This is a genomic window from Corallococcus interemptor, assembly GCF_003668875.1.
GTDB lineage: Bacteria > Myxococcota > Myxococcia > Myxococcales > Myxococcaceae > Corallococcus > Corallococcus interemptor.
Map to the genome: position 1 here is coordinate 1 of NZ_RAWM01000165.1, position 17,834 is coordinate 17,834.

Annotated in this window: 32 protein-coding genes; 1 reads left to right on the forward strand and 31 read right to left on the reverse strand. The window is 66.2% G+C overall.

Features of this window, described 5'->3' with window-relative positions:
• The coding region (locus D7X96_RS35055) for a hypothetical protein (protein ID WP_306449849.1) at positions 1–612 on the forward strand (612 nt) is incomplete at its 5' end.
• Positions 613–719: 107 nt separating this feature from the next.
• Here the strand turns inward: D7X96_RS35055 and rplQ are convergent.
• The 31 genes from rplQ to D7X96_RS35210 form a co-directional block, all read right to left on the reverse strand.
• A complete protein-coding gene (rplQ, locus tag D7X96_RS35060) occupies positions 720–1,142 on the reverse strand; it encodes a 50S ribosomal protein L17 (protein WP_120552122.1) in 423 nt (140 codons plus the stop codon).
• A 191-nt stretch (positions 1,143–1,333) separates the two neighbouring features.
• Complete coding sequence (locus D7X96_RS35065) at positions 1,334–2,356, reverse strand: DNA-directed RNA polymerase subunit alpha (RefSeq protein ID WP_120552123.1); 1,023 nt, start codon at positions 2,354–2,356, stop codon at positions 1,334–1,336.
• Positions 2,357–2,576: 220 nt separating this feature from the next.
• Complete coding sequence (gene rpsD / locus D7X96_RS35070; RefSeq protein ID WP_014395885.1) at positions 2,577–3,203, reverse strand: 30S ribosomal protein S4; 627 nt, start codon at positions 3,201–3,203, stop codon at positions 2,577–2,579.
• A gap of 69 nt (positions 3,204–3,272) precedes the next feature.
• Positions 3,273–3,713 carry a 30S ribosomal protein S11 gene (gene rpsK / locus D7X96_RS35075; RefSeq protein WP_120523531.1) on the reverse strand — a complete coding sequence of 147 codons (441 nt, stop codon included), beginning with the start codon at positions 3,711–3,713 and terminating at the stop codon, positions 3,273–3,275.
• A 75-nt stretch (positions 3,714–3,788) separates the two neighbouring features.
• A complete protein-coding gene (gene rpsM, locus D7X96_RS35080; RefSeq protein ID WP_120552124.1) occupies positions 3,789–4,172 on the reverse strand; it encodes a 30S ribosomal protein S13 in 384 nt (127 codons plus the stop codon).
• A 54-nt stretch (positions 4,173–4,226) separates the two neighbouring features.
• Positions 4,227–4,343, reverse strand: a complete 117-nt coding sequence (gene rpmJ, locus D7X96_RS35085) for a 50S ribosomal protein L36 (RefSeq protein ID WP_002633586.1) — start codon at positions 4,341–4,343, stop codon at positions 4,227–4,229.
• A 71-nt stretch (positions 4,344–4,414) separates the two neighbouring features.
• Positions 4,415–4,633: a translation initiation factor IF-1 gene (infA, locus tag D7X96_RS35090; RefSeq protein ID WP_002614803.1), complete on the reverse strand. Its 219-nt coding sequence runs from the start codon at positions 4,631–4,633 to the stop codon at positions 4,415–4,417.
• A gap of 148 nt (positions 4,634–4,781) precedes the next feature.
• Positions 4,782–5,540 carry a type I methionyl aminopeptidase gene (map, locus tag D7X96_RS35095; RefSeq protein WP_120552125.1) on the reverse strand — a complete coding sequence of 253 codons (759 nt, stop codon included), beginning with the start codon at positions 5,538–5,540 and terminating at the stop codon, positions 4,782–4,784.
• Between the two features lie 99 nt (positions 5,541–5,639).
• Positions 5,640–6,290, reverse strand: a complete 651-nt coding sequence (locus D7X96_RS35100) for an adenylate kinase (protein ID WP_120552126.1) — start codon at positions 6,288–6,290, stop codon at positions 5,640–5,642.
• Positions 6,291–6,380: 90 nt separating this feature from the next.
• A complete protein-coding gene (secY, locus tag D7X96_RS35105; RefSeq protein ID WP_120552127.1) occupies positions 6,381–7,727 on the reverse strand; it encodes a preprotein translocase subunit SecY in 1,347 nt (448 codons plus the stop codon).
• A 131-nt stretch (positions 7,728–7,858) separates the two neighbouring features.
• Positions 7,859–8,386: a 50S ribosomal protein L15 gene (gene rplO, locus D7X96_RS35110; RefSeq protein ID WP_120552128.1), complete on the reverse strand. Its 528-nt coding sequence runs from the start codon at positions 8,384–8,386 to the stop codon at positions 7,859–7,861.
• A gap of 16 nt (positions 8,387–8,402) precedes the next feature.
• Entirely contained in the window at positions 8,403–8,672 is a 270-nt protein-coding gene (rpmD, locus tag D7X96_RS35115) for a 50S ribosomal protein L30 (protein WP_120552129.1), read from the reverse strand.
• 2 nt (positions 8,673–8,674) lie between these two features.
• Entirely contained in the window at positions 8,675–9,196 is a 522-nt protein-coding gene (rpsE, locus tag D7X96_RS35120; protein WP_014395877.1) for a 30S ribosomal protein S5, read from the reverse strand.
• A gap of 22 nt (positions 9,197–9,218) precedes the next feature.
• On the reverse strand, positions 9,219–9,575 hold the full coding sequence (gene rplR / locus D7X96_RS35125; RefSeq protein ID WP_014395876.1) for a 50S ribosomal protein L18: 357 nt from the start codon (positions 9,573–9,575) through the stop codon (positions 9,219–9,221).
• A gap of 108 nt (positions 9,576–9,683) precedes the next feature.
• Positions 9,684–10,250 carry a 50S ribosomal protein L6 gene (rplF, locus tag D7X96_RS35130; protein ID WP_120552130.1) on the reverse strand — a complete coding sequence of 189 codons (567 nt, stop codon included), beginning with the start codon at positions 10,248–10,250 and terminating at the stop codon, positions 9,684–9,686.
• 64 nt (positions 10,251–10,314) lie between these two features.
• The gene (gene rpsH, locus D7X96_RS35135) at positions 10,315–10,713 is read right to left on the reverse strand and encodes a 30S ribosomal protein S8 (protein WP_120552131.1); all 399 of its coding nucleotides are present in this window, start codon (positions 10,711–10,713) and stop codon (positions 10,315–10,317) included.
• Positions 10,714–10,881: 168 nt separating this feature from the next.
• Positions 10,882–11,067 carry a type Z 30S ribosomal protein S14 gene (locus D7X96_RS35140; RefSeq protein ID WP_014395873.1) on the reverse strand — a complete coding sequence of 62 codons (186 nt, stop codon included), beginning with the start codon at positions 11,065–11,067 and terminating at the stop codon, positions 10,882–10,884.
• 24 nt (positions 11,068–11,091) lie between these two features.
• Positions 11,092–11,745 carry a 50S ribosomal protein L5 gene (gene rplE, locus D7X96_RS35145; RefSeq protein WP_120552132.1) on the reverse strand — a complete coding sequence of 218 codons (654 nt, stop codon included), beginning with the start codon at positions 11,743–11,745 and terminating at the stop codon, positions 11,092–11,094.
• Between the two features lie 176 nt (positions 11,746–11,921).
• The gene (gene rplX / locus D7X96_RS35150; protein WP_014395871.1) at positions 11,922–12,251 is read right to left on the reverse strand and encodes a 50S ribosomal protein L24; all 330 of its coding nucleotides are present in this window, start codon (positions 12,249–12,251) and stop codon (positions 11,922–11,924) included.
• A 42-nt stretch (positions 12,252–12,293) separates the two neighbouring features.
• Positions 12,294–12,662: a 50S ribosomal protein L14 gene (gene rplN / locus D7X96_RS35155; protein WP_014395870.1), complete on the reverse strand. Its 369-nt coding sequence runs from the start codon at positions 12,660–12,662 to the stop codon at positions 12,294–12,296.
• 65 nt (positions 12,663–12,727) lie between these two features.
• Entirely contained in the window at positions 12,728–13,054 is a 327-nt protein-coding gene (rpsQ, locus tag D7X96_RS35160; protein ID WP_169821648.1) for a 30S ribosomal protein S17, read from the reverse strand.
• Between the two features lie 82 nt (positions 13,055–13,136).
• A complete protein-coding gene (gene rpmC / locus D7X96_RS35165) occupies positions 13,137–13,343 on the reverse strand; it encodes a 50S ribosomal protein L29 (protein WP_120552133.1) in 207 nt (68 codons plus the stop codon).
• A 75-nt stretch (positions 13,344–13,418) separates the two neighbouring features.
• Complete coding sequence (rplP, locus tag D7X96_RS35170) at positions 13,419–13,838, reverse strand: 50S ribosomal protein L16 (RefSeq protein WP_014395867.1); 420 nt, start codon at positions 13,836–13,838, stop codon at positions 13,419–13,421.
• A gap of 64 nt (positions 13,839–13,902) precedes the next feature.
• Positions 13,903–14,565 carry a 30S ribosomal protein S3 gene (rpsC, locus tag D7X96_RS35175; protein WP_014395866.1) on the reverse strand — a complete coding sequence of 221 codons (663 nt, stop codon included), beginning with the start codon at positions 14,563–14,565 and terminating at the stop codon, positions 13,903–13,905.
• A gap of 41 nt (positions 14,566–14,606) precedes the next feature.
• The gene (gene rplV, locus D7X96_RS35180; RefSeq protein ID WP_014395865.1) at positions 14,607–14,951 is read right to left on the reverse strand and encodes a 50S ribosomal protein L22; all 345 of its coding nucleotides are present in this window, start codon (positions 14,949–14,951) and stop codon (positions 14,607–14,609) included.
• Between the two features lie 35 nt (positions 14,952–14,986).
• On the reverse strand, positions 14,987–15,274 hold the full coding sequence (gene rpsS, locus D7X96_RS35185; RefSeq protein ID WP_014395864.1) for a 30S ribosomal protein S19: 288 nt from the start codon (positions 15,272–15,274) through the stop codon (positions 14,987–14,989).
• Positions 15,275–15,287: 13 nt separating this feature from the next.
• Positions 15,288–16,133 (reverse strand): 50S ribosomal protein L2, encoded by an 846-nt coding sequence (gene rplB, locus D7X96_RS35190; RefSeq protein ID WP_121771718.1) that lies wholly within the window; start codon positions 16,131–16,133, stop codon positions 15,288–15,290.
• A 38-nt stretch (positions 16,134–16,171) separates the two neighbouring features.
• On the reverse strand, positions 16,172–16,465 hold the full coding sequence (locus tag D7X96_RS35195; RefSeq protein WP_120523548.1) for a 50S ribosomal protein L23: 294 nt from the start codon (positions 16,463–16,465) through the stop codon (positions 16,172–16,174).
• Complete coding sequence (rplD, locus tag D7X96_RS35200) at positions 16,462–17,085, reverse strand: 50S ribosomal protein L4 (protein ID WP_120523549.1); 624 nt, start codon at positions 17,083–17,085, stop codon at positions 16,462–16,464. The genes D7X96_RS35195 and rplD overlap by 4 nt, the downstream gene beginning before the upstream one ends.
• A gap of 51 nt (positions 17,086–17,136) precedes the next feature.
• Positions 17,137–17,445: a 30S ribosomal protein S10 gene (rpsJ, locus tag D7X96_RS35205; protein WP_002633608.1), complete on the reverse strand. Its 309-nt coding sequence runs from the start codon at positions 17,443–17,445 to the stop codon at positions 17,137–17,139.
• Positions 17,446–17,640: 195 nt separating this feature from the next.
• A partial coding sequence (locus D7X96_RS35210) for an EF-Tu C-terminal domain-related protein (protein WP_500681240.1) occupies positions 17,641–17,834 on the reverse strand: 194 nt, incomplete at its 5' end.

A 17,834-nucleotide genomic window follows, 5' to 3' on the forward strand; every position in this document is an offset into this window, starting at 1 on the left:
CCGCCGCCCTCCAATCCCGGCACCCAGCCCCGCGCGGCCACCAGCCCCGGCATGCGCGCCGTGAGCGCCGCCCGCGCGGCCCCGCTGGAGAAGCCCAAGACGGAGGGCCCGCTGGGCAAGCGCGTCGCGGCGGAGACGTCCAACGTCGTCCTCAACGCCTTCTCCATCCTGAAGGAGCAGCTCGCGGACTTCCGCGCGAGCGACCGCTTCTTCAAGTACAAGGCCGGCATCGTCGCGGGCTGGCTCGTCCTGTCCGTCGCCAGCCTCGGCATCGCGTGCCCGGGCAGCTCCCTGGACACGGGTGACATGGACGCGCGCCTGGTGCTCAGCGACAAGCTGGACCGGCCCTCCGTCACCATCTGGAACGAGAGCAAGGACGTCTGGCGCGACGTCATCATCACCGTGAACAACGAGTACAAGGCGGTGGTGGCGGAGGTGCAGCCCGGCAACTTCGTCACCATCACGCCCAAGCAGCTGCTGGGCAAGAGCGGCGGCGCCGCGCCCGCGGACCTCCGCTTCCAGGCGCTGACCATGAAGAGCGCGGACGACAACGCCGACCTCACGCCCTCCCTCCAGGAGGAGTGGAAGCGCCTCTTGGCGCCGAAGAAATAGCCTCCGGAAAAACACGAAGGGCGCCCTCCTGAAGCAGGAAGGCGCCCTGGGTGCTTCTTCAGTCCGGCCGGGCCTCACTCACGCGAGACCCGGGCGCGGGGAACGGCTCAACCCTCGGTCTTCGCCTCGGCGGCGGGAGCCTCGGTCGTCTCGGCGGCGGCCGGAGCCTTCGCGGGACGGTCCACCAGCTCGATGAGGGCCATCTCCGCGGCGTCGCCACGGCGGAAGCCCAGGCGCACGATGCGGGTGTAGCCACCCGGACGGGAGGCGTAACGCTCCTTGTACTCGCTGAACACCTTCTGGAGGACCGTGCGGTCCTTCACGGTGCGGGCAGCGAGGCGCACGTTGGACAGGCCACCGCGCTTCGCGAGCGTGATGATGCGCTCGGCCAGCGGACGGACTTCCTTCGCCTTGGGAACGGTGGTGCGGATGGCCCCGTGCTCCAGCAGGGACGTGACCATGTTGTTCAGCATCGCGAGACGGTGGCTCGTGGTGCGGTGCAGCTTCCTCTGTCCGACCTTATGGCGCATGCGCGTGCTCCGGGGCCTCTGTCCGAGAACCCCACCACTCCGGCCGTATCAGGTACCGGGTGGGAAGGACGGCCCCGACACAGGGGCCGTCGTTGAATCGGGCCCTGTGTACCAGGGCCCCCTGCCTTCGCGCCACCGTGAAGCCGTGTCGGTGGGCAGCCAGGGCAGGTGCTTCAGGAAACGACGACGCTCTAGGCCTTGGGGGCCGCGGGAGCCGGCGCGTTCTTCGGCGGCCAGTTCTCCAGCTTCATGCCCAGCGACAGGCCCATCTCCGCGAGGATCTCCTTGATCTCCTTCAAGGACTTGCGGCCGAAGTTCTTCGTCTTGAGCATCTCCGCCTCGGTGCGCTGGACCAGGTCACCGATGGACTTGATGTTCGCCTGCTGCAGGCAGTTGGCGGAGCGCACCGACAGCTCCAGCTCGTCCACCGAGCGGAACAGGTTCTCGTTGAGCTTCGCCTCTTCCTTCGGCGCCTCGGCGACGACCGGTTCCTCGGTCTCGTCGAAGTTCACGAACACCGTGAGCTGCTCCTTGATGATCTTCGCCGCGTACGCCACCGCGTCCTGCGGCACCACGGAGCCGTCCGTCCAGATCTCGAGCGACAGCTTGTCGTAGTCCGTGACCTGACCGACGCGCGCGTTGGTGACCTGGTAGTTCACCTTGCGGATGGGCGAGAAGAGCGAGTCGATGGGGATGGTCCCGATGGGCGCGCCCGCCACCTTGTTGGTGGACGCCGGCACGTAGCCCCGGCCCCGGCGGCACGTCAGCTCCATGCGCACCTTGCCACCCTCGGACACGGTGCAGATGTGGTGCCCCGGGTTGAGGATCTCCACGTCCTGGTCCGCGATGAGGTCGCCCGCCTTCACTTCCTTGGGGCCTTCCACCTCGATACGCAGCGTCTTCGTCTCGTTCGTGTGCATCCGGAGGAGGACCTCCTTCAGGTTCAACACGACGTCCGTGACGTCCTCGGCCACCTCGGGGATGGTCGTGAACTCGTGGTCCACGCCCTCAATCTTCACGGAGGTGATGGCCGCGCCCTGCAGCGACGACAGCAGCACCCGCCGCAGCGAGTTGCCCAGCGTCGTCCCGAAGCCGCGCTCCAGCGGCTCCGCCACGAACTTGCCGTACGTGGGGCTCAGCGAGTCCTGGTCCACTTCCATGCGGCGCGGCTTGATGAGGTCGCGCCAGTTCTTCGCAACAAACGTGTCGGCCATGGGGACTGCTCCTCTGGTCGTGCGCCATCACCCACTTCCCCGTCAGGGTGACGGGAGGACGGGCACGCGGGGGGACTGCCTAACAACCTCGCCCGGCGCGCGCAGGACGCACCCTCCAGGCGATGAAACGACAGGCGACAAAGCGACGACGCCCCGGCCTCGTCGGCCAGGGCGTCCACCGCGGGAGGGGCCCACCGCGAGGCGGGCCCGGCATCCCTGCTTACTTCGAGTACAGTTCGACGATGAGCTGCTCCTGGATGGGCATGGTCAGGTCCTCGCGGTTCGGGACCGTCTTGACCGTGCCCTTGAACGCCTTCTTGTCCAGGTCGATCCACTGCGGCACGCCACGGCGGTCCACCGTCTCCAGCGCCTCGGAGATGCGGAGCACCTTGCGGCTCTTCTCGGCGACTTCCACGGCGCTGCCCGGCTTCACGGCGAACGACGGGATGTTCACCCGGCGGCCGTTGACCTGGAAGTGACCGTGACGCACCAGCTGGCGCGCCTCGTTGCGCGTGTCCGCGAAGCCCATGCGGAACACCACGTTGTCCAGGCGGAGCTCCAGCTGCTGCAGCAGGTTCTCACCCGTCTTGCCCTTGGCCGCGGACGCGCGGTGGTAGTACCCGCGGAACTGGTTCTCGAGCAGGCCGTACATGCGCTTGACCTTCTGCTTCTCGCGCAGCTGCACGCCGTAGCCGGAGAACTTCACGCGGCCCTGGCCGTGCTGACCGGGGGGATAGGGGCGGCGCTCGATGGCGCACTTGTCCGTGTAGCAACGGTCGCCCTTGAGGTACATCTTCAGGTTCTCGCGCCGGCAGATACGGCAGGCGCTCGCGGTATAACGAGCCACGGAAACTCTCCTTGCAGATGGTCTGGAGCCGGGCCCGCCGCGAGGCAGGTCCCCGGCCCGAAGCGGTGATTAGACGCGGCGGCGCTTGGGCTGACGGCAGCCGTTGTGCGGGATGGGCGTCACGTCGCGGATGAGGCTGATCTTCAGGCCGGCGGCGGCCAGCGCGCGCAGCGCCGACTCACGGCCCGCGCCCGGGCCCTTCACGAACACCGTCACGGTCTTCAGGCCGTGCTCCATCGCCTTCGCCGCGGCGTCGCCAGCGGCCACCTGCGCCGCGAACGGCGTGGACTTGCGGCTGCCCTTGAAGCCGCGCGCCCCGGCCGACGACCAGGAGATCACGTTCCCGGACACATCCGTGATCGTGATGATGGTGTTGTTGAACGTGGACTGGATGTGGACCACGCCGTTCAGGATGTTCTTCTTGCCCTTGCGCTTGTTCTTCTTCGCCGCAGGGGTCTCGCCACCCTCGGCACCGGCCGGCGCGGCGGCGGTATTGATCTCGTCAGCCATGTGAATCGCTGCTCCTGGGAGTAGGTGATCAACGCCCGCGCCTCACACGAAGCGAGGCTGCGGGCGCCAGAGGGTTTAGCGGGCCGGAGCGGCCGGCTTCGCGCGAACGATGCCGCGCTTGGGACCCTTGCGGGTACGCGCGTTGGTGTGGGTGCGCTGGCCGCGGACCGGAAGACCCTTGCGGTGACGCAGGCCCCGGTAGCAACCCAGGTCCATCAGCCGCTTGATGTTCATGGTCACTTCACGCCGGAGGTCACCCTCGACCTTGTACTTGGCCTCGATGATCTCACGGATCTTTCGGGCCTGGTCCTCGGTGAGGTCCTTGGTCCGGGTGGTGAGATCGATGCCCGCCTCGGTGATGATGTCGTGCGCGGTCTTGTTACCGATCCCGTAGATGTACTGAAGCGAGATCACCGCACGCTTGTTGGGCGGCAGATCGATGCCGGCGATACGAGCCATCTTCGGTCTTCCTTCGTTTGGAGTTGGTCTGAGGCCAAGAGTCCCTGGGGACTCTTAGCCCTGGCGCTGCTTGTGCCGGGGGTTGGAGGCGCAGATGACGCGCACGATGCCCTTGCGGCGAACAACCTTGCACTTGTCGCAGATCTTCTTGACGGACGCCCGAACCTTCATGGAGCGAACTTCCTTCCTTCAGCAGCGGAGAAAAGCACAACAGCCGGTCCGCACAGGCGGCCGGCCCGAAATTACTTGGCCCGGTACGTGATCCGGCCGCGGGTCAGGTCATACGGCGACAACTCGACCTTCACCTTGTCGCCCGGGAGGATACGGATGAAGTGCATCCGCATCTTGCCCGAGATGTGCGCGAGCACCTTGTGGCCGTTGTCCAGCACCACGCGGAACATCGCGTTCGGTAGGGGTTCCATGACGGTCCCCTCGACTTCGATGGAATCATCCTTCGGCAAGCGTCAACCTTCTTCCCGGACCACGAACCTTCTGGAAGCGCGGCGGGATAACACTTTGGTCCGTAAGTAGCAAGCGCCGCGCGATCTGAAATCTGGACATCTATCAACACCTTCTGACATCACCCTATTTCACCCGGCGTCCGGCCCTTCATCCCCGCCGGGTCAACACTTCCGGCCCCCGCTCCGAGATCAGGATGGTGTGCTCGAAGTGGGCGGACAACTTGCCGTCCACGGTGACGGCCGTCCACTCGTCTTCCAGGACCTCCACGTCGGGCGTTCCCTGGTTCACCATCGGTTCCACCGCCAGGACCATGCCCGGCCGCAGCTTCATCCCCGCCCCCGGCTGCCCATAGTTGGGAACCTGGGGCGGCTCGTGCAGCTTCCGTCCAATCCCGTGCCCCGTGAAGTCCCGGACCACGGAGAACCCCCTCGACTCCACGTGGCGCTGCACCGCGTGGCCAATGTCGCCAATCCGGTTGCCCGGCTGCATCACCTGGATGGCCTTCTCCAGCGACTGCCGGGTGGCGTCCACCAGGGCCTGGGCCTCCCCACTCACCTTCCCCACCGGCACCGTGCGCGCCGAGTCCCCGAAGAACCCCCGGTAGGCGACCCCGAAGTCCAGCTTCATCAGGTCCCCGGCCACCAACCGGCGCTTGCGGTTGGGGATGCCGTGGACGACCTCCTGATTCACGGAGGCGCATAGGACGCCCGGGAAGCCGTGGTAGCCCTTGAACGCCGGCCTGGCCCCCTTCTGCGCGATGAGCTTCTCCGCCAGGGCGTCCAGGTCCCAGGTGGAGACGCCAGGGGCCACCGCCTTCTCCAGCTCATCGAGGATTTCACAGACGATCCGGCCCGCCTCCCGCATCAGGGCGATCTCGTCGGGGCTCTTGAGCTCCACCGGGTTCATGCGCCCCTTTCCCTACCGGCCTGCTGCACTGTGGGAACCCGCGACCGGTGGGGCGGCAGTCCGGACCGGCCCTGCCCCCGCCCCGCTGCCTGCCCTGGTTCAGGCAGGACGGCCGGCGGCCTTCTTGATCTCCTCGTAGATGCCCTCTGGAGACCCGACGCCGTCCACGCTCTTGAGCAGCCCCTTCTTCGCGTAGAAGTCCTTCAGGGGGGACGTCTCCGCGTCGTACTTCTGGAGGCGCTTCTCGATGACCTCCGGCGTATCGTCCGGGCGCTGCACGAGCTCCGTGCTGCACTTGTCGCACAGGCCCGCGCGCTTCGGGGGGCTCTGGGTGACGTGGTAGACGGCCCCGTCATTGGGGCACACCCGCCGGCCCGAGCCACGCTCGACCAACGTTGAGTGCGGGACCTCGAGCGACACCACTGCGTTGAGCTGCTTGCCCAGCCGCTCCAGCATCCGGTCCAGCGCGTCCGCCTGTCCCGGGGTGCGGGGGAAGCCGTCGAGCACGAAGCCCTGGGCCACGTCCGGCTCCTTCAGCCGCTCCTCCACGATGCCGATGACGACGTCGTCCGGGACGTACTGCCCCGCGGCCATCAGCGGCCCGGCCACCTTGCCCAGCGGCGTGCCCTCCTTCACGGCCTTGCGGAGGATGTCGCCGGTGGAGATCTGCGGAATCTGGAAGTCCGCGTAGAGCTTCTTCGCCTGGGTTCCCTTCCCGGCGTTCGGCGGCCCCAAGAGGATGAGGTTCATGTCGCTCCTTTGTACCTACGTCCACCCTTGAACGACGAGGCGCCCCTCCCCACCAATGGGGAGAGGCGCCCGGAACACAACCGACTGCCGTCAGGCCGCCACGCGGACCCGACCACGGATGCGCGGACCGCGCGGACCCGCGAAGCCTTCGTAGTTGCGGCTGATGAGGTGGCCTTCGATCTGCTGCACCGTGTCCAGCGCCACGCCCACCACGATGAGGAGCGCCGTGCCGCCGAAGGTGAACCGCACGCCCAGCACGCTGCTGATGACGGACGGAATCACGCAGATGATGGCCAGGTAGATGGCGCCACCGAACGTGAGGCGGTTGAGCGTGCGCTCGATGAACTCCGCCGTCTGGCGGCCCGGGCGGATGCCGGGGATGTAGCCACCCTGCTTCTTGATGTTGTCCGCCACGTCATCCGGCCGGAAGGTCAGCGCCGTGTAGAAGTAGGAGAAGAACACCACCAGCAGCACGAACAGGCCGTTGTAGACCCAGAGGTTGCCCTCGATGCCGCGCTGGAAGCCCTGCAGGAAGGGGAACCACGCGCCCAGCGTCGCCGGGAAGGACAGCACCGCGCCGGCGAAGATGGGGGGAATCACGCCCGAGGCGTTCACCTTCATGGGGAAGTACGTGGCCTGGCCCGCGAACATGCGACGGCCCGCCATGCGCTTGGCGTACTGGATGGGCACGCGCCGCATGCCCCGCTCCACGTAGACCACCACGCCGATGATGAGGAGCATGAAGAAGAGCAGGCCCAGCACCGCGGCCACGTTCACCACTTCCTGCGTCGTCAGGTCCAGCAGCTGCTTCGCGCCGGGCAGCACACGCGCCACGATGCCCGCGAAGATGATGAGCGAGATGCCGTTGCCGATGCCGCGCTCGGTGATGCGCTCGCCCAGCCACATGATGAAGGCCGTGCCCGCCGTGAGGCTCACCACCGTCATGAAGGTGAACCAGAGGTTGTCGTTGGGCACCACCACCTGGTTGAAGCCGCCCTGCCCCGCGTCGGAGCGGCCCAGCGAGGCCAGCCACCGCGAGATGCCCACGCCCTGCACGACCGACAGCAGGATGCTGCCGTAGCGCGTGTACTGGTTGATCTTCTGGCGGCCCGCGGCGCCTTCCTTCTGCAGGCGCTCCAGGCTGGGCACCACCACCGCGAGGAGCTGGATGATGATGGAGGCGCTCACGTACGGCATGATGCCCAGACCGAAGATGGACATCTGCTCCAGCGCGCCGCCGGAGAAGAGGTTGAACAGCGACACGAGGCCGCCCGATTGTTTCTGGGCGTCCATGAACGCGTTCATCGCGGAGCGGTCCACGCCCGGCGTGTTGATGAAGATGCCGATGCGGTAGACGGACAGCAGCACGAGCGTGTACGCAAGCCGGCTGCGCAGCTCCGCGATGCGGAAGACGTTGGCGAAGGCGTTCAGGGCCACGGTAATGCCATCCTCTTCAAGAGGTTCTGCCAGCAACAACAAACGCCCCTCTCCGGTTCCGGAAAGGGGCGCGGAAGCCTACACAAGGCTGGAGGCGCGCACCACACTGCCGTGATGCGCGCCGGTCACGCCTACGCCCGGGGCTGGCGAGGAGCCTTGACGCCCTTGCCGGCGTGGGCCTTGGCGGCCGACTCCGGCTTGTGCGCCATCAGGGGGAGCTCCTCCACGGAGCCGCCCGCCTTCTCGATGTTCTCGCGAGCCGCCGCGGACACCTTGTTCACCTTCACGGTGAGCTTCTTGGCGAGTTCGCCGTGCGCCAGGACCTTGATGCCGTCATAACGGCCCTTGACCAGGCCCGCCTGCTTCAGCGCGGCCTCGTCCACCATGGCGCCCGCGTCGAACACGTGCTCCAGGTCGCCCAGGTTGACGATGGCGTAGGAGGTCCGGTTGGGCGGGTTGAAGCCGAACTTCGGCAGACGGCGCTGCAGCGGGCTCTGGCCGCCTTCGAAGCCTTCGAACCGCATGTTGCCGGAGCGGGCCTTCTGGCCCTTGCCGCCGCGGCCGGCCGTCTTGCCCAGGCCGCTACCCTGGCCACGGCCCACGCGCTTCTTGCGGTGCCAGGAGCCCTCAGGGCGCTTCAGATTGGTCAGGATGCTCATGTCGAATCCTCAGTTCTCAGGCCTTGGCCGTGGCGGCCAGGCGCTCCAGGGCGCGGTCCCGGGCGACAATCTTCCGGGGCTTGCGGCGCTTGGGCGCCGGGGCCTCCTGGCTGACCGTCTCCAGGGAGACCAGGTGCTTCACCTTGAACACCATGCCGCGCACCGCCGGGGTGTCCTTCAACAGCCGCTCGTCGCCGAACTTCTTCAGACCGAGGCCCTTGATGGTGGCCAGCATGTCCTCGGAAGAACCCGAGTAGCTCTTCGTCAGCTTAACCTTGAGCGCCATGACTAGCCCCTCGCCTCGCCCGCGAGCTTCTGGGTCTCGACGTCCTTGCCACGCAGCCGCGCGACCTGCTCCGCGCTGCGCAGCAGCTTCAGGCCCGCAACCGTGGCCTTCAGCACGTTGTGCGGATTCCGCGAACCCTGGCTCTTGGTCAGGATGTTGCGGATGCCCGCCGCCTCCAGCACCGCGCGCACCGCGCCACCGGCGATGACGCCCGTACCTTCGGAGGCCGGCTTCAGGAGTACCCAGCCGGCACCGAAGTGCCCCAGGATCTCGTGCGGGATGGTGTGACCCATGCGCGGAACGCGGAACAGGTTCTTCTTCGCGTTCTCGCCGCCCTTGCGGATGGCTTCGGGGACCTCGTTGGCCTTGCCCAGGCCCACGCCCACGTGCCCGTTGCCATCGCCCACCACGACGAGCGCGGCGAACGAGAACCGGCGGCCACCCTTCACCACCTTGGCCACGCGGTTGATATTCACCACGCGGTCGGTCAGGTCCAGATCGTTCGGATTGATCGGAGTTGCCACTTGAGGAATTCCTTTCTGGTACCTAGAACTTCAGGCCGGCCTCGCGCGCGGCGTCAGCCACGGCGGCGATGCGCCCATGGTAAGGGAAGCCGTTGCGGTCGAACACCACCGCATCGACGTTGGCGGCCTTGCACTTCTCCGCGATGAGGGAGCCCACGCGCTTCGCGTCGGCCTTCTTGTCGCCCTCGTCCTTGCCCTTCAGCTCCTTGGACAGGGACGACGCGAACGCCAGCGTGCGGCCGGTGGAGTCGTCCACCACCTGGGCGTAGATGTGCTTGAGGCTCTTGTAGACCGACAGCCGCGGACGCTCCGTGGTGCCGGAGAGCTTCTTGCGGATGCGGTTCTTCCTCTTGAGGCGCTGATCGACAGTCTTGGACATGGCTGCTTCCTTTTCCGTCCGGCGGCGATGCGGCCTTCCGCCGCCGGATGATTCCGCCAGACCTCAAGGTCCGGCGGGGTTGAATGCTCGGCGAAGACGCGGCGACGACTAGGTCGTACCGGTCTTGCCCTCCTTGCGACGGATGCGCTCCTCGGAGTACTTGATGCCCTTGCCCTTGTAGGGCTCCGGCGGACGCAGCGAGCGGATGTTGACCGCCGTGGCGCCCAGGGCCTCCTTGTCCGCCGAGCGGAGCGTGAGCCCCACCGTGGGAAGGCTGTCCTCGGTGCGGGAGACCTTGTCGACTTCCGCCGTCACGCCCTCCGGCAGGTTGAACACCACCGGGTGGGAGTAACCGAGCGAGAAGTGGATGGCCTTGCCCTTCACTTCCGCGCGGAAACCAACGCCGCGGATGTCCAGGCGCCGCTCGAAGCCCGTGGAGACACCCTTCGCCGCGTTGGCGAGGATGGTCCGCGTGAGGCCGTGCAGGCTGCGGGCTTCGCGAGAATCGTCCTCGCGCTGCACCGTCACCTGGCCGTCCTTCACCTCCACCTTCACCTTGGCGGGGAGCTTGACGGACAGCTTGCCCTTGGGGCCGTCAAAGTTGACCTGCTGGTTGGCGACGTTGACCTTCGTCTTGTCACCAAGCTTGATCGCCAGTTTTCCAATCCGACTCATGATTGCCTCGTGCTGTCGTCGCCCGGGGCGCGCTCCTCGCGGAGCACATCCCCCAGGCTCCTGGCTAGTAGACCGTGCAGAGCAGCTCGCCGCCGACCTTCTGCTTCCGGGCCTCGGTGTCCACCAGGATGCCGCGCGAGGTGGAGAGGATGGAGATGCCCATGCCACCGAGCACCGGCTGGATATCGCGCACCGCGACGTAGCGGCGCAGGCCGGGCTTGGACACGCGGCGGATGCCGGTGATGGCAGGGCTGCGGTCCGGGCCGTACTTCAGCTGAACGGTGATCTCGTTCTGCGGCGCGACCTCGTGGATGGCGAAATCCCCGATGTAGCCCTCGTCCTTGAGGACCTTGACGATCTCCACCTTGAGCTTCGAGTGGGGGATGACGACCTTGTCGTGCCGCGCACGCGAGGCGTTGCGCAGGCGGGTCAGCATGTCGCCGACGGGATCATTGACCGGCATGAAGCACCTTCAAGCAAAGCAGCGGTCCCAGGGGGACACACCGCGCTCGCGGCCACCGCGCCTGCCGGGCCCATCCCGGGGGTTCGCGACGACCGCCACTACCCTTCTACTTCCACCGCAGACCGCCCTGCCCTCTTCAGGACAGGGACGGGGTTCCGGGTCCAGCGCCTACCAGGACGACTTGGTGACGCCGGTGATCTCACCGCGCAAGGCGCGGTGACGCAGGCAGATACGGCACATCTTGAACTTGCGCAGGAAGGCGCGAGGACGACCGCACAGACCGCAGCGGTTGTACTGACGCACGGGGAACTTCAGCTTGCGCTTCGCCTGGGCAATCTTGGAGAGCTTGGCCATGATCGATGGGAGTCCTGGGCTCGGTTACTGACGGAACGGCATGCCGAAGTGACGCATCAGCGCGAGGCCCTGCTCGTCGTTCCGGGCGGTGGTGACGAAGCTGATGTTGAGCCCCTTCACCTTTTCGATCTGATCGTAGTTGATTTCAGGGAAGATGATCTGCTCGCGCACGCCGAGGGTGTAGTTGCCCTTGCCGTCGAAAGCCTTCGGGGACACGCCCTTGAAGTCACGCACGCGCGGCAGCGCGACGGTGATGAGGCGGTCCATGAACTCGAACATGCGGTCGCCGCGCAGCGTGACGGCGGCACCGATGGCCTGGCCCTGGCGCAGCTTGAAGTTCGCGATGGACTTGCGCGCGCGGGTCACGACCGGCTTCTGACCGGTGATGGCTGCGAGCTGGTCCACCGCCGACTCCAGGATCTTGTTGTTGGCGAGCGCCTCGCCCAGACCCATGTTGACGACGATCTTCTCCAGCCGCGGCACTTCCATGGGGTTCTTGAGCCCCAGCTCCTTCATGAGCGAAGGAACGCCTTCCGCGCGGAAGCGGTCCTTGAGGCGCGCCGAGCGCGCCTTGAGGCCCTCCTCGATGTTCGCGGCGAAGCCGACCTTCTTGGCTTCTTCCTTGCCGCGCTTCTTGCTCTTCTTTTCCTTCGAGTCGGCCTTCTTCTCGTCAGCCATTTTTCAGTCCTCTGCTTCGGAGCGCCGTCATGGACCCAGCGCGTCCGATCAGTCCTACGTCTAGAACGTGGAAACACCCGGAGGGAACAACCATTTCAGCCCTCTGGACGTGCACGCCCGCCTGCCCCACCACCTGGTGGGGCAAGGGGCGCGCATACATGCCCGAACACCGACCCCTAGTCAATCAGGGCGTCACACTGCTTGCAGAACCGCTTGGAGGACTCCCCCTCCTTGCGGATGCCGACGCGAGTCGGCTTGTCGCACTTGGCGCAGACCACCTGGACGTTCGAGAGCGCGATGGTGCCCGGCTTCTCGATGATGCCGCCCTCGGGGGACTGCGGCGTCTTGCGCAGGTGGCGCTTGACCAGGCGCAGGCCCTCGACCGTCACGCGGCCCGCCTCGCGGTCAACCTTCAGCACCTTGCCGCGCTTGGTCGCCGGCGTCTTCTCCGAGCGCTCAGACCCGGAGATGACCTGGATGGTGTCACCGACTTTCAGCTTCTGCATGGCTTCCTCACTCTGGCTGTTCGCCGTCAGGCCTGCGTCCTCTTAGAGGACCTCGGGCGCCAGCGAGATGATCTTCATGAACTTGCGGGCACGCAGCTCACGGGCAACCGGCCCAAAGATGCGCGTCCCGATGGGCTCCAGGTCCTTGTTGATGAGGACCGCCGAGTTGCCGTCGAACTTGATGTAGCTGCCATCCGCACGACCCACCTCGCGACGGGTGCGGACGATGACGGCCTTGGCCACGTCACCCTTCTTCACCTTGGAGTTGGGCAGGGCCTCGCGGATCGACACGACAATCACGTCGCCGATGGAGGCATACTTGCGCTTGGAGCCGCCGAGAACCTTGATGCAAAACACCTTCTTGGCGCCCGAGTTGTCGGCCACATCGAGCACACTCTGCATCTGAATCATGTGAAGTCTCCTCTTGCTCGAACCCGTCCACGCGCTTCATGGCGCACGGACGCGGTGTGGCCTACCTAGACGTTCTTGCTCTTCTCCAACACCTCGACCACGCGCCAACGCTTGTCCTTCGAAGCGGGCTTGGTCTCGGCGATGCGCACCCGGTCACCCTCGTTGATGGTGACCTTCTTCGGGTAGTCGTGATCCTCGACGTGCGCCTTGTACTTCTCGCGCAGGCTCATGATCTTCCCGTACTTCGGGTGGGGAGCGCGACGCTGGACGGTGACGACCACCGTCTTCTGCATCTTGTTGGAGGTGACGATGCCCACGCGGGTCTTGGGACGACCCCGGGTGGAGGTCTCGGCAGCGGGCGTTTCGGTCGCTTCAGCCATGTTGGTTCTCACTGTCTGTCATGCACCCGGGCCCTCTGCCCGGATGGCCACGGACACCGGGTGAGCCCGGATGCCCGCGGATGCACTGCTACTACTACCCCGCCTTCGCGGCCCGAGCCTTCTGGCCCAGGACGGTGAGGATGCGGGCCAGATCACGGCGGTGCTGCACGCCCTCAGCGGGGCTGTCCAGCGAGCCGGTCCGACGCTTGAGCCGATCCTGGACCAGCGTGTCGCGCAGCTCCTTCGCGCGATTCTGCAGGTCGTCCGTCGACAGTTCCTTCAGTTCCTTCGCAGTCGCCATCTTGGTCTCCTCGGCGCGGGAGGCGGGCGCCCTCCCCTGTCACCAGGTGGAGCGCCCGTCCCGTGCGGTGCGTGACTACAGCGAGAGCTCGCTGCGGCGCACGATCTTGGTGAGCACCGGCAGCTTCGCCTGCGCCAGCTTCAGCGCACCGGTGGCGATCTCCTGCGTCATGCCCTCCATCTCGTAGAGCACGCGTCCCGGCTTGACGACCGCGACGTAGTACTCCACGCCACCCTTACCGGTACCCATACGGGTCTCGGCGGGCTTCTTCGTGATGGGCTTGTCCGGGAAGATCCGGATCCAGATCTTGCCGCCGCGCTTCACGTGGCGCGTCATCGCGATACGGGCCGCCTCGATCTGGCGCGAGGTGATCCATCCCGGCTGGAGGCTCACCAGGCCGAACTCACCGTAGGTGAGGTCGCTGCCGCGGTGGGCCGAGCCGAACATGCGGCCCTTCTGCATCTTGCGGTACTTGGTTCGAGCAGGCTGAAGCATGGTCGATGTCCTTCGTGCCTCGCATGCAGGGCGGGCTTTTCAGGGCCCACCCCACAGGGGCGTCTTACCGGTTGGTGGCCTGGGGGGCCTGGCCGCCCTTGCCGGGGAGGACCTCGCCCTTGCAGATCCAGACCTTGCAGCCAATCTTGCCGTAGGTCGTCTTGGCCTCGGCGAAGCCGAAGTCGATGTCCGCGCGGAGGGTGTGCAGGGGCACGCGGCCCTCGCGGTACCACTCGTAGCGGGCCATCTCGGCGCCACCCAGGCGGCCCGAGCAGGCCACGCGGATGCCCTTGGCCCCGAACTTCATCGCGGTCTGCAGCGCCTTCTTCATGGCGCGGCGGAAGGCGATGCGGCGCTCGAGCTGCGTGGCGATGTTCTCCGCCACGAGCTGCGCGTCGGTCTCGGCCTTGCGGACCTCGACGATGTTCAGGAAGACCTCGTTCTTGGTGAACTGCTGCAGGTCCTTCTTGACGGTCTCGATGCCAGCGCCGCGCTTGCCGATGACGATGCCCGGACGCGCGGTGTGGACGTTGACCTTCACCTTGTTGGCGGCGCGCTCAATCTCCACCTTGGACACGCCCGCGTGGTTCAGCGACTTCTTCACGAACTCGCGGATGCGGATGTCCTCGTGGAGCCACTGGGCGTAGTTCTTGTGCTCGAACCACTTGGAGTCCCAGGTCTTGATGACGCCGAGCCGGAACCCGATCGGATGTACTTTCTGTCCCAAACTGAATCTCCTTGGTGCGTCCGGGCGGGGCCCGACGGGTCCTACTTCTTGGCCTCGGCCAGCACGACGTGGACGTGGGCAGACTTCTTCTGGATGGGCGTCGCGCGACCCATGGCGCGCGGCATGAACCGGCGCTGGGTGGCGGCCTGGTCCACGGAGATGGTCTTGACGTAGAGGGTATCCACGTCGACCTGCCCCTTGGACAGATCCGTCGCGTTGGCGACGGCGCTCTTGATGAGCTTCTCCACCGGCCGCGCAGCAGCGCGCGGGGTGAACTTCAGGATGTTCAGGGCGGCCTCAACAGGCTTGCCCCGGATGAGCGCCGCGACGAGGGACAGCTTGCGCGGGCTCATGCGCAGGTGACGCAGATGTGCAGTCGACTCCATGGTCATCTCCTCAGGCTCTCAGGCGTGCGAACGGGCTACTTGCCCGGGGCCTTGGCGACCTTCTTCTCCGCCGAGTGCCCACCGAAGGTGCGCGTAGGAGCGAACTCGCCGAGCTTGTGGCCCACCATGTTCTCCGTGACGAACACCGGAATGAACTTCTTGCCGTTGTGAACGGCGAAGGTGTGACCCACGAACTCAGGGAGAATCGTGGAGCGCCGGGACCAGGTCTTGACGACCGCCTTCTTGTTCGCGGCGATCATCCCCTCGATCTTCTTGAGGAGGTGATCGTCAACGAACGGACCCTTCTTGATCGAACGAGCCATGTTTCAAATCCTCTTACTGGCTGCGCGCGCCCTGGCGGCGGCCGCTCACGATGAACTTGTCGGTGCGCTTGTTGGTGCGCGTGGTGAGGCCCTTGGTCTTCTTGCCCCACGGAGACACCGGGTGCGGGTTACCCTGGCCGGACTTACCCTCACCACCACCGTGCGGGTGGTCAACGGGGTTCATGGCCAGACCGCGGACGGTGGGACGGATGCCCAGCCAGCGGCTCTTACCCGCCTTGCCGATGCGGATGATTTCGTGCTCGATGTTGCCCACCTGGCCCACGGTGGCGCGGCACTCGATGAGCACCTTGCGCACGGCGCCCGAGGGCATACGGACCTGGGCGTAGCGCTCCTCCTTCGCCATCAGCTGGCCGGAGGTGCCCGCGGAGCGGATGACCTGGGCGCCACGGCCCGGCTTCAGCTCCACGTTGTGGATGATCGTACCCACCGGGATGTTCTGCAGCGGCAGGCTGTTGCCCGGCCGGATGTCGGCGGTGGCGCCGGCGAACACGGTGTCGCCCACGGCCAGGCCCACGGGGGCCAGGATGTAGCGCTTCTCGCCGTCCGCGTAGTGCAGGAGGGCGATGTTGGCCGTGCGGTTCGGGTCGTACTCGACCGCGACCACCTTGGCCGGCACGCCGTCCTTGTCACGACGCTTGAAGTCGATGGTGCGGTAGCGACGCTTGTGACCGCCACCCTGGTGACGGCGGGTGATGTGGCCGTGGACGTTGCGGCCGCCGGAACGCTTGAGCGGCTCGGTGAGGGCCTTCTCCGGCGAGTCCTTGGTGATGTCCGCGAAGTCGGACACCGTCATCAGACGGCGGGCGGCGCTTGTCGGCTTGTACTTCTTGATGCCCATGGTGTGTTCCTCTCAGGCGGATCTGTACGCCAGTGGCGTCAGACCGCTCCCCCTTCGAAGAGTTCGATCTTGTCACCTTCCTTGAGGGTGACGACCGCCTTCTTGAAGTTGGGGCGCTGGCCGATGCTCTTGCCCACCCGCTTCGTCTTGCCACGCACGATGTTGGTGCGAACACCCTCCACCGTGACCTTGAACAGGGACTGGACCGCGCGGGACACGTCGTGCTTCGTGGCCTTGCGGTCCACGATGAACGAGTACTGGCGGAACTTCTCCCGGGCCTTGTCCAGCTTCTCCGTGATGAGCGGGCCCTTGATGACGTCGTTCAGGTTCATGACAGCGACCCCTCGAGCGCCTTCGCGGCGGCGGAAGTCAGGACGATGTGCGAGTGCTTGAGCACGGACTCGAGGTTCAGACCCTCGGGCGGCAGCACGTCGAACTTCGCCAGGTTGCGCACGCTGCGGTGCAGGTTGGTGTTGCCACGCTCGTCGATGACCAGCGCGTTCTGGAGCTTCATGCGGCGCGTGAGCACCTCGAAGGCCTGCTTGGACTTCGGGGCGTCCAGCTTGAAGCCGTCCAGGATGATGAGCTGCTTCTCCCGGGCGCGCAGGGACAGCACGGCGCGCAGGGCACCGCGGCGGACCTTGCGGGGCGGCCGGTAGAAGTAGTCGCGGGCCTTGGGGGCCATCGCCTTGCCGCCGCCCACCCAGTGGGAGGCGCGGATCGAGCCCTGACGGGCGCGGCCGGTGCCCTTCTGCTTCCAGGGCTTCTTGCCGCCGCCGCTGACGAGCGAGGTGTTCTTCACCCCGACCGTGCCGCGGCGCCGGTTGATCTGCTGCATCTTCGCCACCTCGTAGAACAGGTGGGTGTTCGGCTCGGCGCCGAAGATCTCGTCGGAGAGCTCGATCTCCGACACCTTCTTCAAATCCAGGTCGACTACGTCAAACTTCGCCATGGCACTTTCCTCGGGGGTCAGAGTGAAACCACTCCGACGCCATCCCGCTTCCTAGGACTTGATCTCGACGTCAACGCCGGCAGACAGATCCAGCTTCATCAGCGCGTCCAGCGTCTGCTGGGTCGGCTCGAGGATATCGAGCAGGCGCTTGTGCGTGCGGATCTCAAACTGCTCGCGGCTCTTCTTGTCCACGTGCGGCGAACGCAACACGGTGAACTTGTTGATGCGCGTCGGCAGGGGGATCGGACCGGCCACCTTGGCGCCCGTGCGCTTGGCCGTCTCGACGATCTCCCCAGCACTCTGGTCCAGGAGCTTCGAGTCGTACGCCTTCAGCCGGATGCGGATCTTCTGTGTCGCCATTCGCAAGAACCTCTTTGAACGACCTCTGGGAACCGTGAGGCGGTACGCCCGTCAACGCCTGGATTTCAGAGAACCGTTTCTTCGGAACGAAGGGGCGCGGTGTGTACCACCACACCCCATGGGTTGCAACTGGATTCCCACCGGCTCCCGGGAATGGCCCCCTTGGGCCCTCCCCAGGAGCTGATGGCCTGAGAACTACGCGATGATTTCAGCCACGACGCCCGCGCCCACCGTGCGGCCGCCTTCACGAACCGCGAACCGAAGCTCCTTCTCCATCGCGACCGGGGTGATGAGCTCCACCTCGATGGCGATGTTGTCGCCCGGCATGACCATTTCGACGTTGTCCGGCAGCTTCACCGTGCCCGTCACGTCCGTGGTGCGGAAGTAGA

Bases quoted from the DNA above. Each gene is read 5' to 3' on its own strand.
- rplQ (WP_120552122.1), bottom strand. From the start codon at position 1,142: ATGCGCCATAAGGTCGGACAGAGGAAGCTGCACCGCACCACGAGCCAC.
- D7X96_RS35065 (WP_120552123.1), bottom strand. From the start codon at position 2,356: ATGGCCGACACGTTTGTTGCGAAGAACTGGCGCGACCTCATCAAGCCG.
- rpsK (WP_120523531.1), bottom strand. From the start codon at position 3,713: ATGGCTGACGAGATCAATACCGCCGCCGCGCCGGCCGGTGCCGAGGGT.
- rpsM (WP_120552124.1), bottom strand. From the start codon at position 4,172: ATGGCTCGTATCGCCGGCATCGATCTGCCGCCCAACAAGCGTGCGGTG.
- rpmJ (WP_002633586.1), bottom strand. From the start codon at position 4,343: ATGAAGGTTCGGGCGTCCGTCAAGAAGATCTGCGACAAGTGCAAGGTT.
- map (WP_120552125.1), bottom strand. From the start codon at position 5,540: ATGAACCCGGTGGAGCTCAAGAGCCCCGACGAGATCGCCCTGATGCGG.
- D7X96_RS35100 (WP_120552126.1), bottom strand. From the start codon at position 6,290: ATGAACCTCATCCTCTTGGGGCCGCCGAACGCCGGGAAGGGAACCCAG.
- rplO (WP_120552128.1), bottom strand. From the start codon at position 8,386: ATGAGCATCCTGACCAATCTGAAGCGCCCTGAGGGCTCCTGGCACCGC.
- rpmD (WP_120552129.1), bottom strand. From the start codon at position 8,672: ATGGCGCTCAAGGTTAAGCTGACGAAGAGCTACTCGGGTTCTTCCGAG.
- rplR (WP_014395876.1), bottom strand. From the start codon at position 9,575: ATGTCCAAGACTGTCGATCAGCGCCTCAAGAGGAAGAACCGCATCCGC.
- rplF (WP_120552130.1), bottom strand. From the start codon at position 10,250: ATGAGTCGGATTGGAAAACTGGCGATCAAGCTTGGTGACAAGACGAAG.
- rpsH (WP_120552131.1), bottom strand. From the start codon at position 10,713: ATGCCGGTCAATGATCCCGTCGGCGACATGCTGACCCGCCTGCGCAAC.
- D7X96_RS35140 (WP_014395873.1), bottom strand. From the start codon at position 11,067: ATGGCCAAGCTCTCCAAGATTGCCCAGGCGAAGCGCAAGCTGAAGTTC.
- rplE (WP_120552132.1), bottom strand. From the start codon at position 11,745: ATGGCTGACGAGAAGAAGGCCGACTCGAAGGAAAAGAAGAGCAAGAAG.
- rplX (WP_014395871.1), bottom strand. From the start codon at position 12,251: ATGCAGAAGCTGAAAGTCGGTGACACCATCCAGGTCATCTCCGGGTCT.
- rplN (WP_014395870.1), bottom strand. From the start codon at position 12,662: ATGATTCAGATGCAGAGTGTGCTCGATGTGGCCGACAACTCGGGCGCC.
- rpmC (WP_120552133.1), bottom strand. From the start codon at position 13,343: ATGGCGACTGCGAAGGAACTGAAGGAACTGTCGACGGACGACCTGCAG.
- rplP (WP_014395867.1), bottom strand. From the start codon at position 13,838: ATGCTTCAGCCTGCTCGAACCAAGTACCGCAAGATGCAGAAGGGCCGC.
- rplV (WP_014395865.1), bottom strand. From the start codon at position 14,951: ATGGAGTCGACTGCACATCTGCGTCACCTGCGCATGAGCCCGCGCAAG.
- rpsS (WP_014395864.1), bottom strand. From the start codon at position 15,274: ATGGCTCGTTCGATCAAGAAGGGTCCGTTCGTTGACGATCACCTCCTC.
- rplB (WP_121771718.1), bottom strand. From the start codon at position 16,133: ATGGGCATCAAGAAGTACAAGCCGACAAGCGCCGCCCGCCGTCTGATG.
- D7X96_RS35195 (WP_120523548.1), bottom strand. From the start codon at position 16,465: ATGAACCTGAACGACGTCATCAAGGGCCCGCTCATCACGGAGAAGCTG.
- rplD (WP_120523549.1), bottom strand. From the start codon at position 17,085: ATGGCGAAGTTTGACGTAGTCGACCTGGATTTGAAGAAGGTGTCGGAG.
- rpsJ (WP_002633608.1), bottom strand. From the start codon at position 17,445: ATGGCGACACAGAAGATCCGCATCCGGCTGAAGGCGTACGACTCGAAG.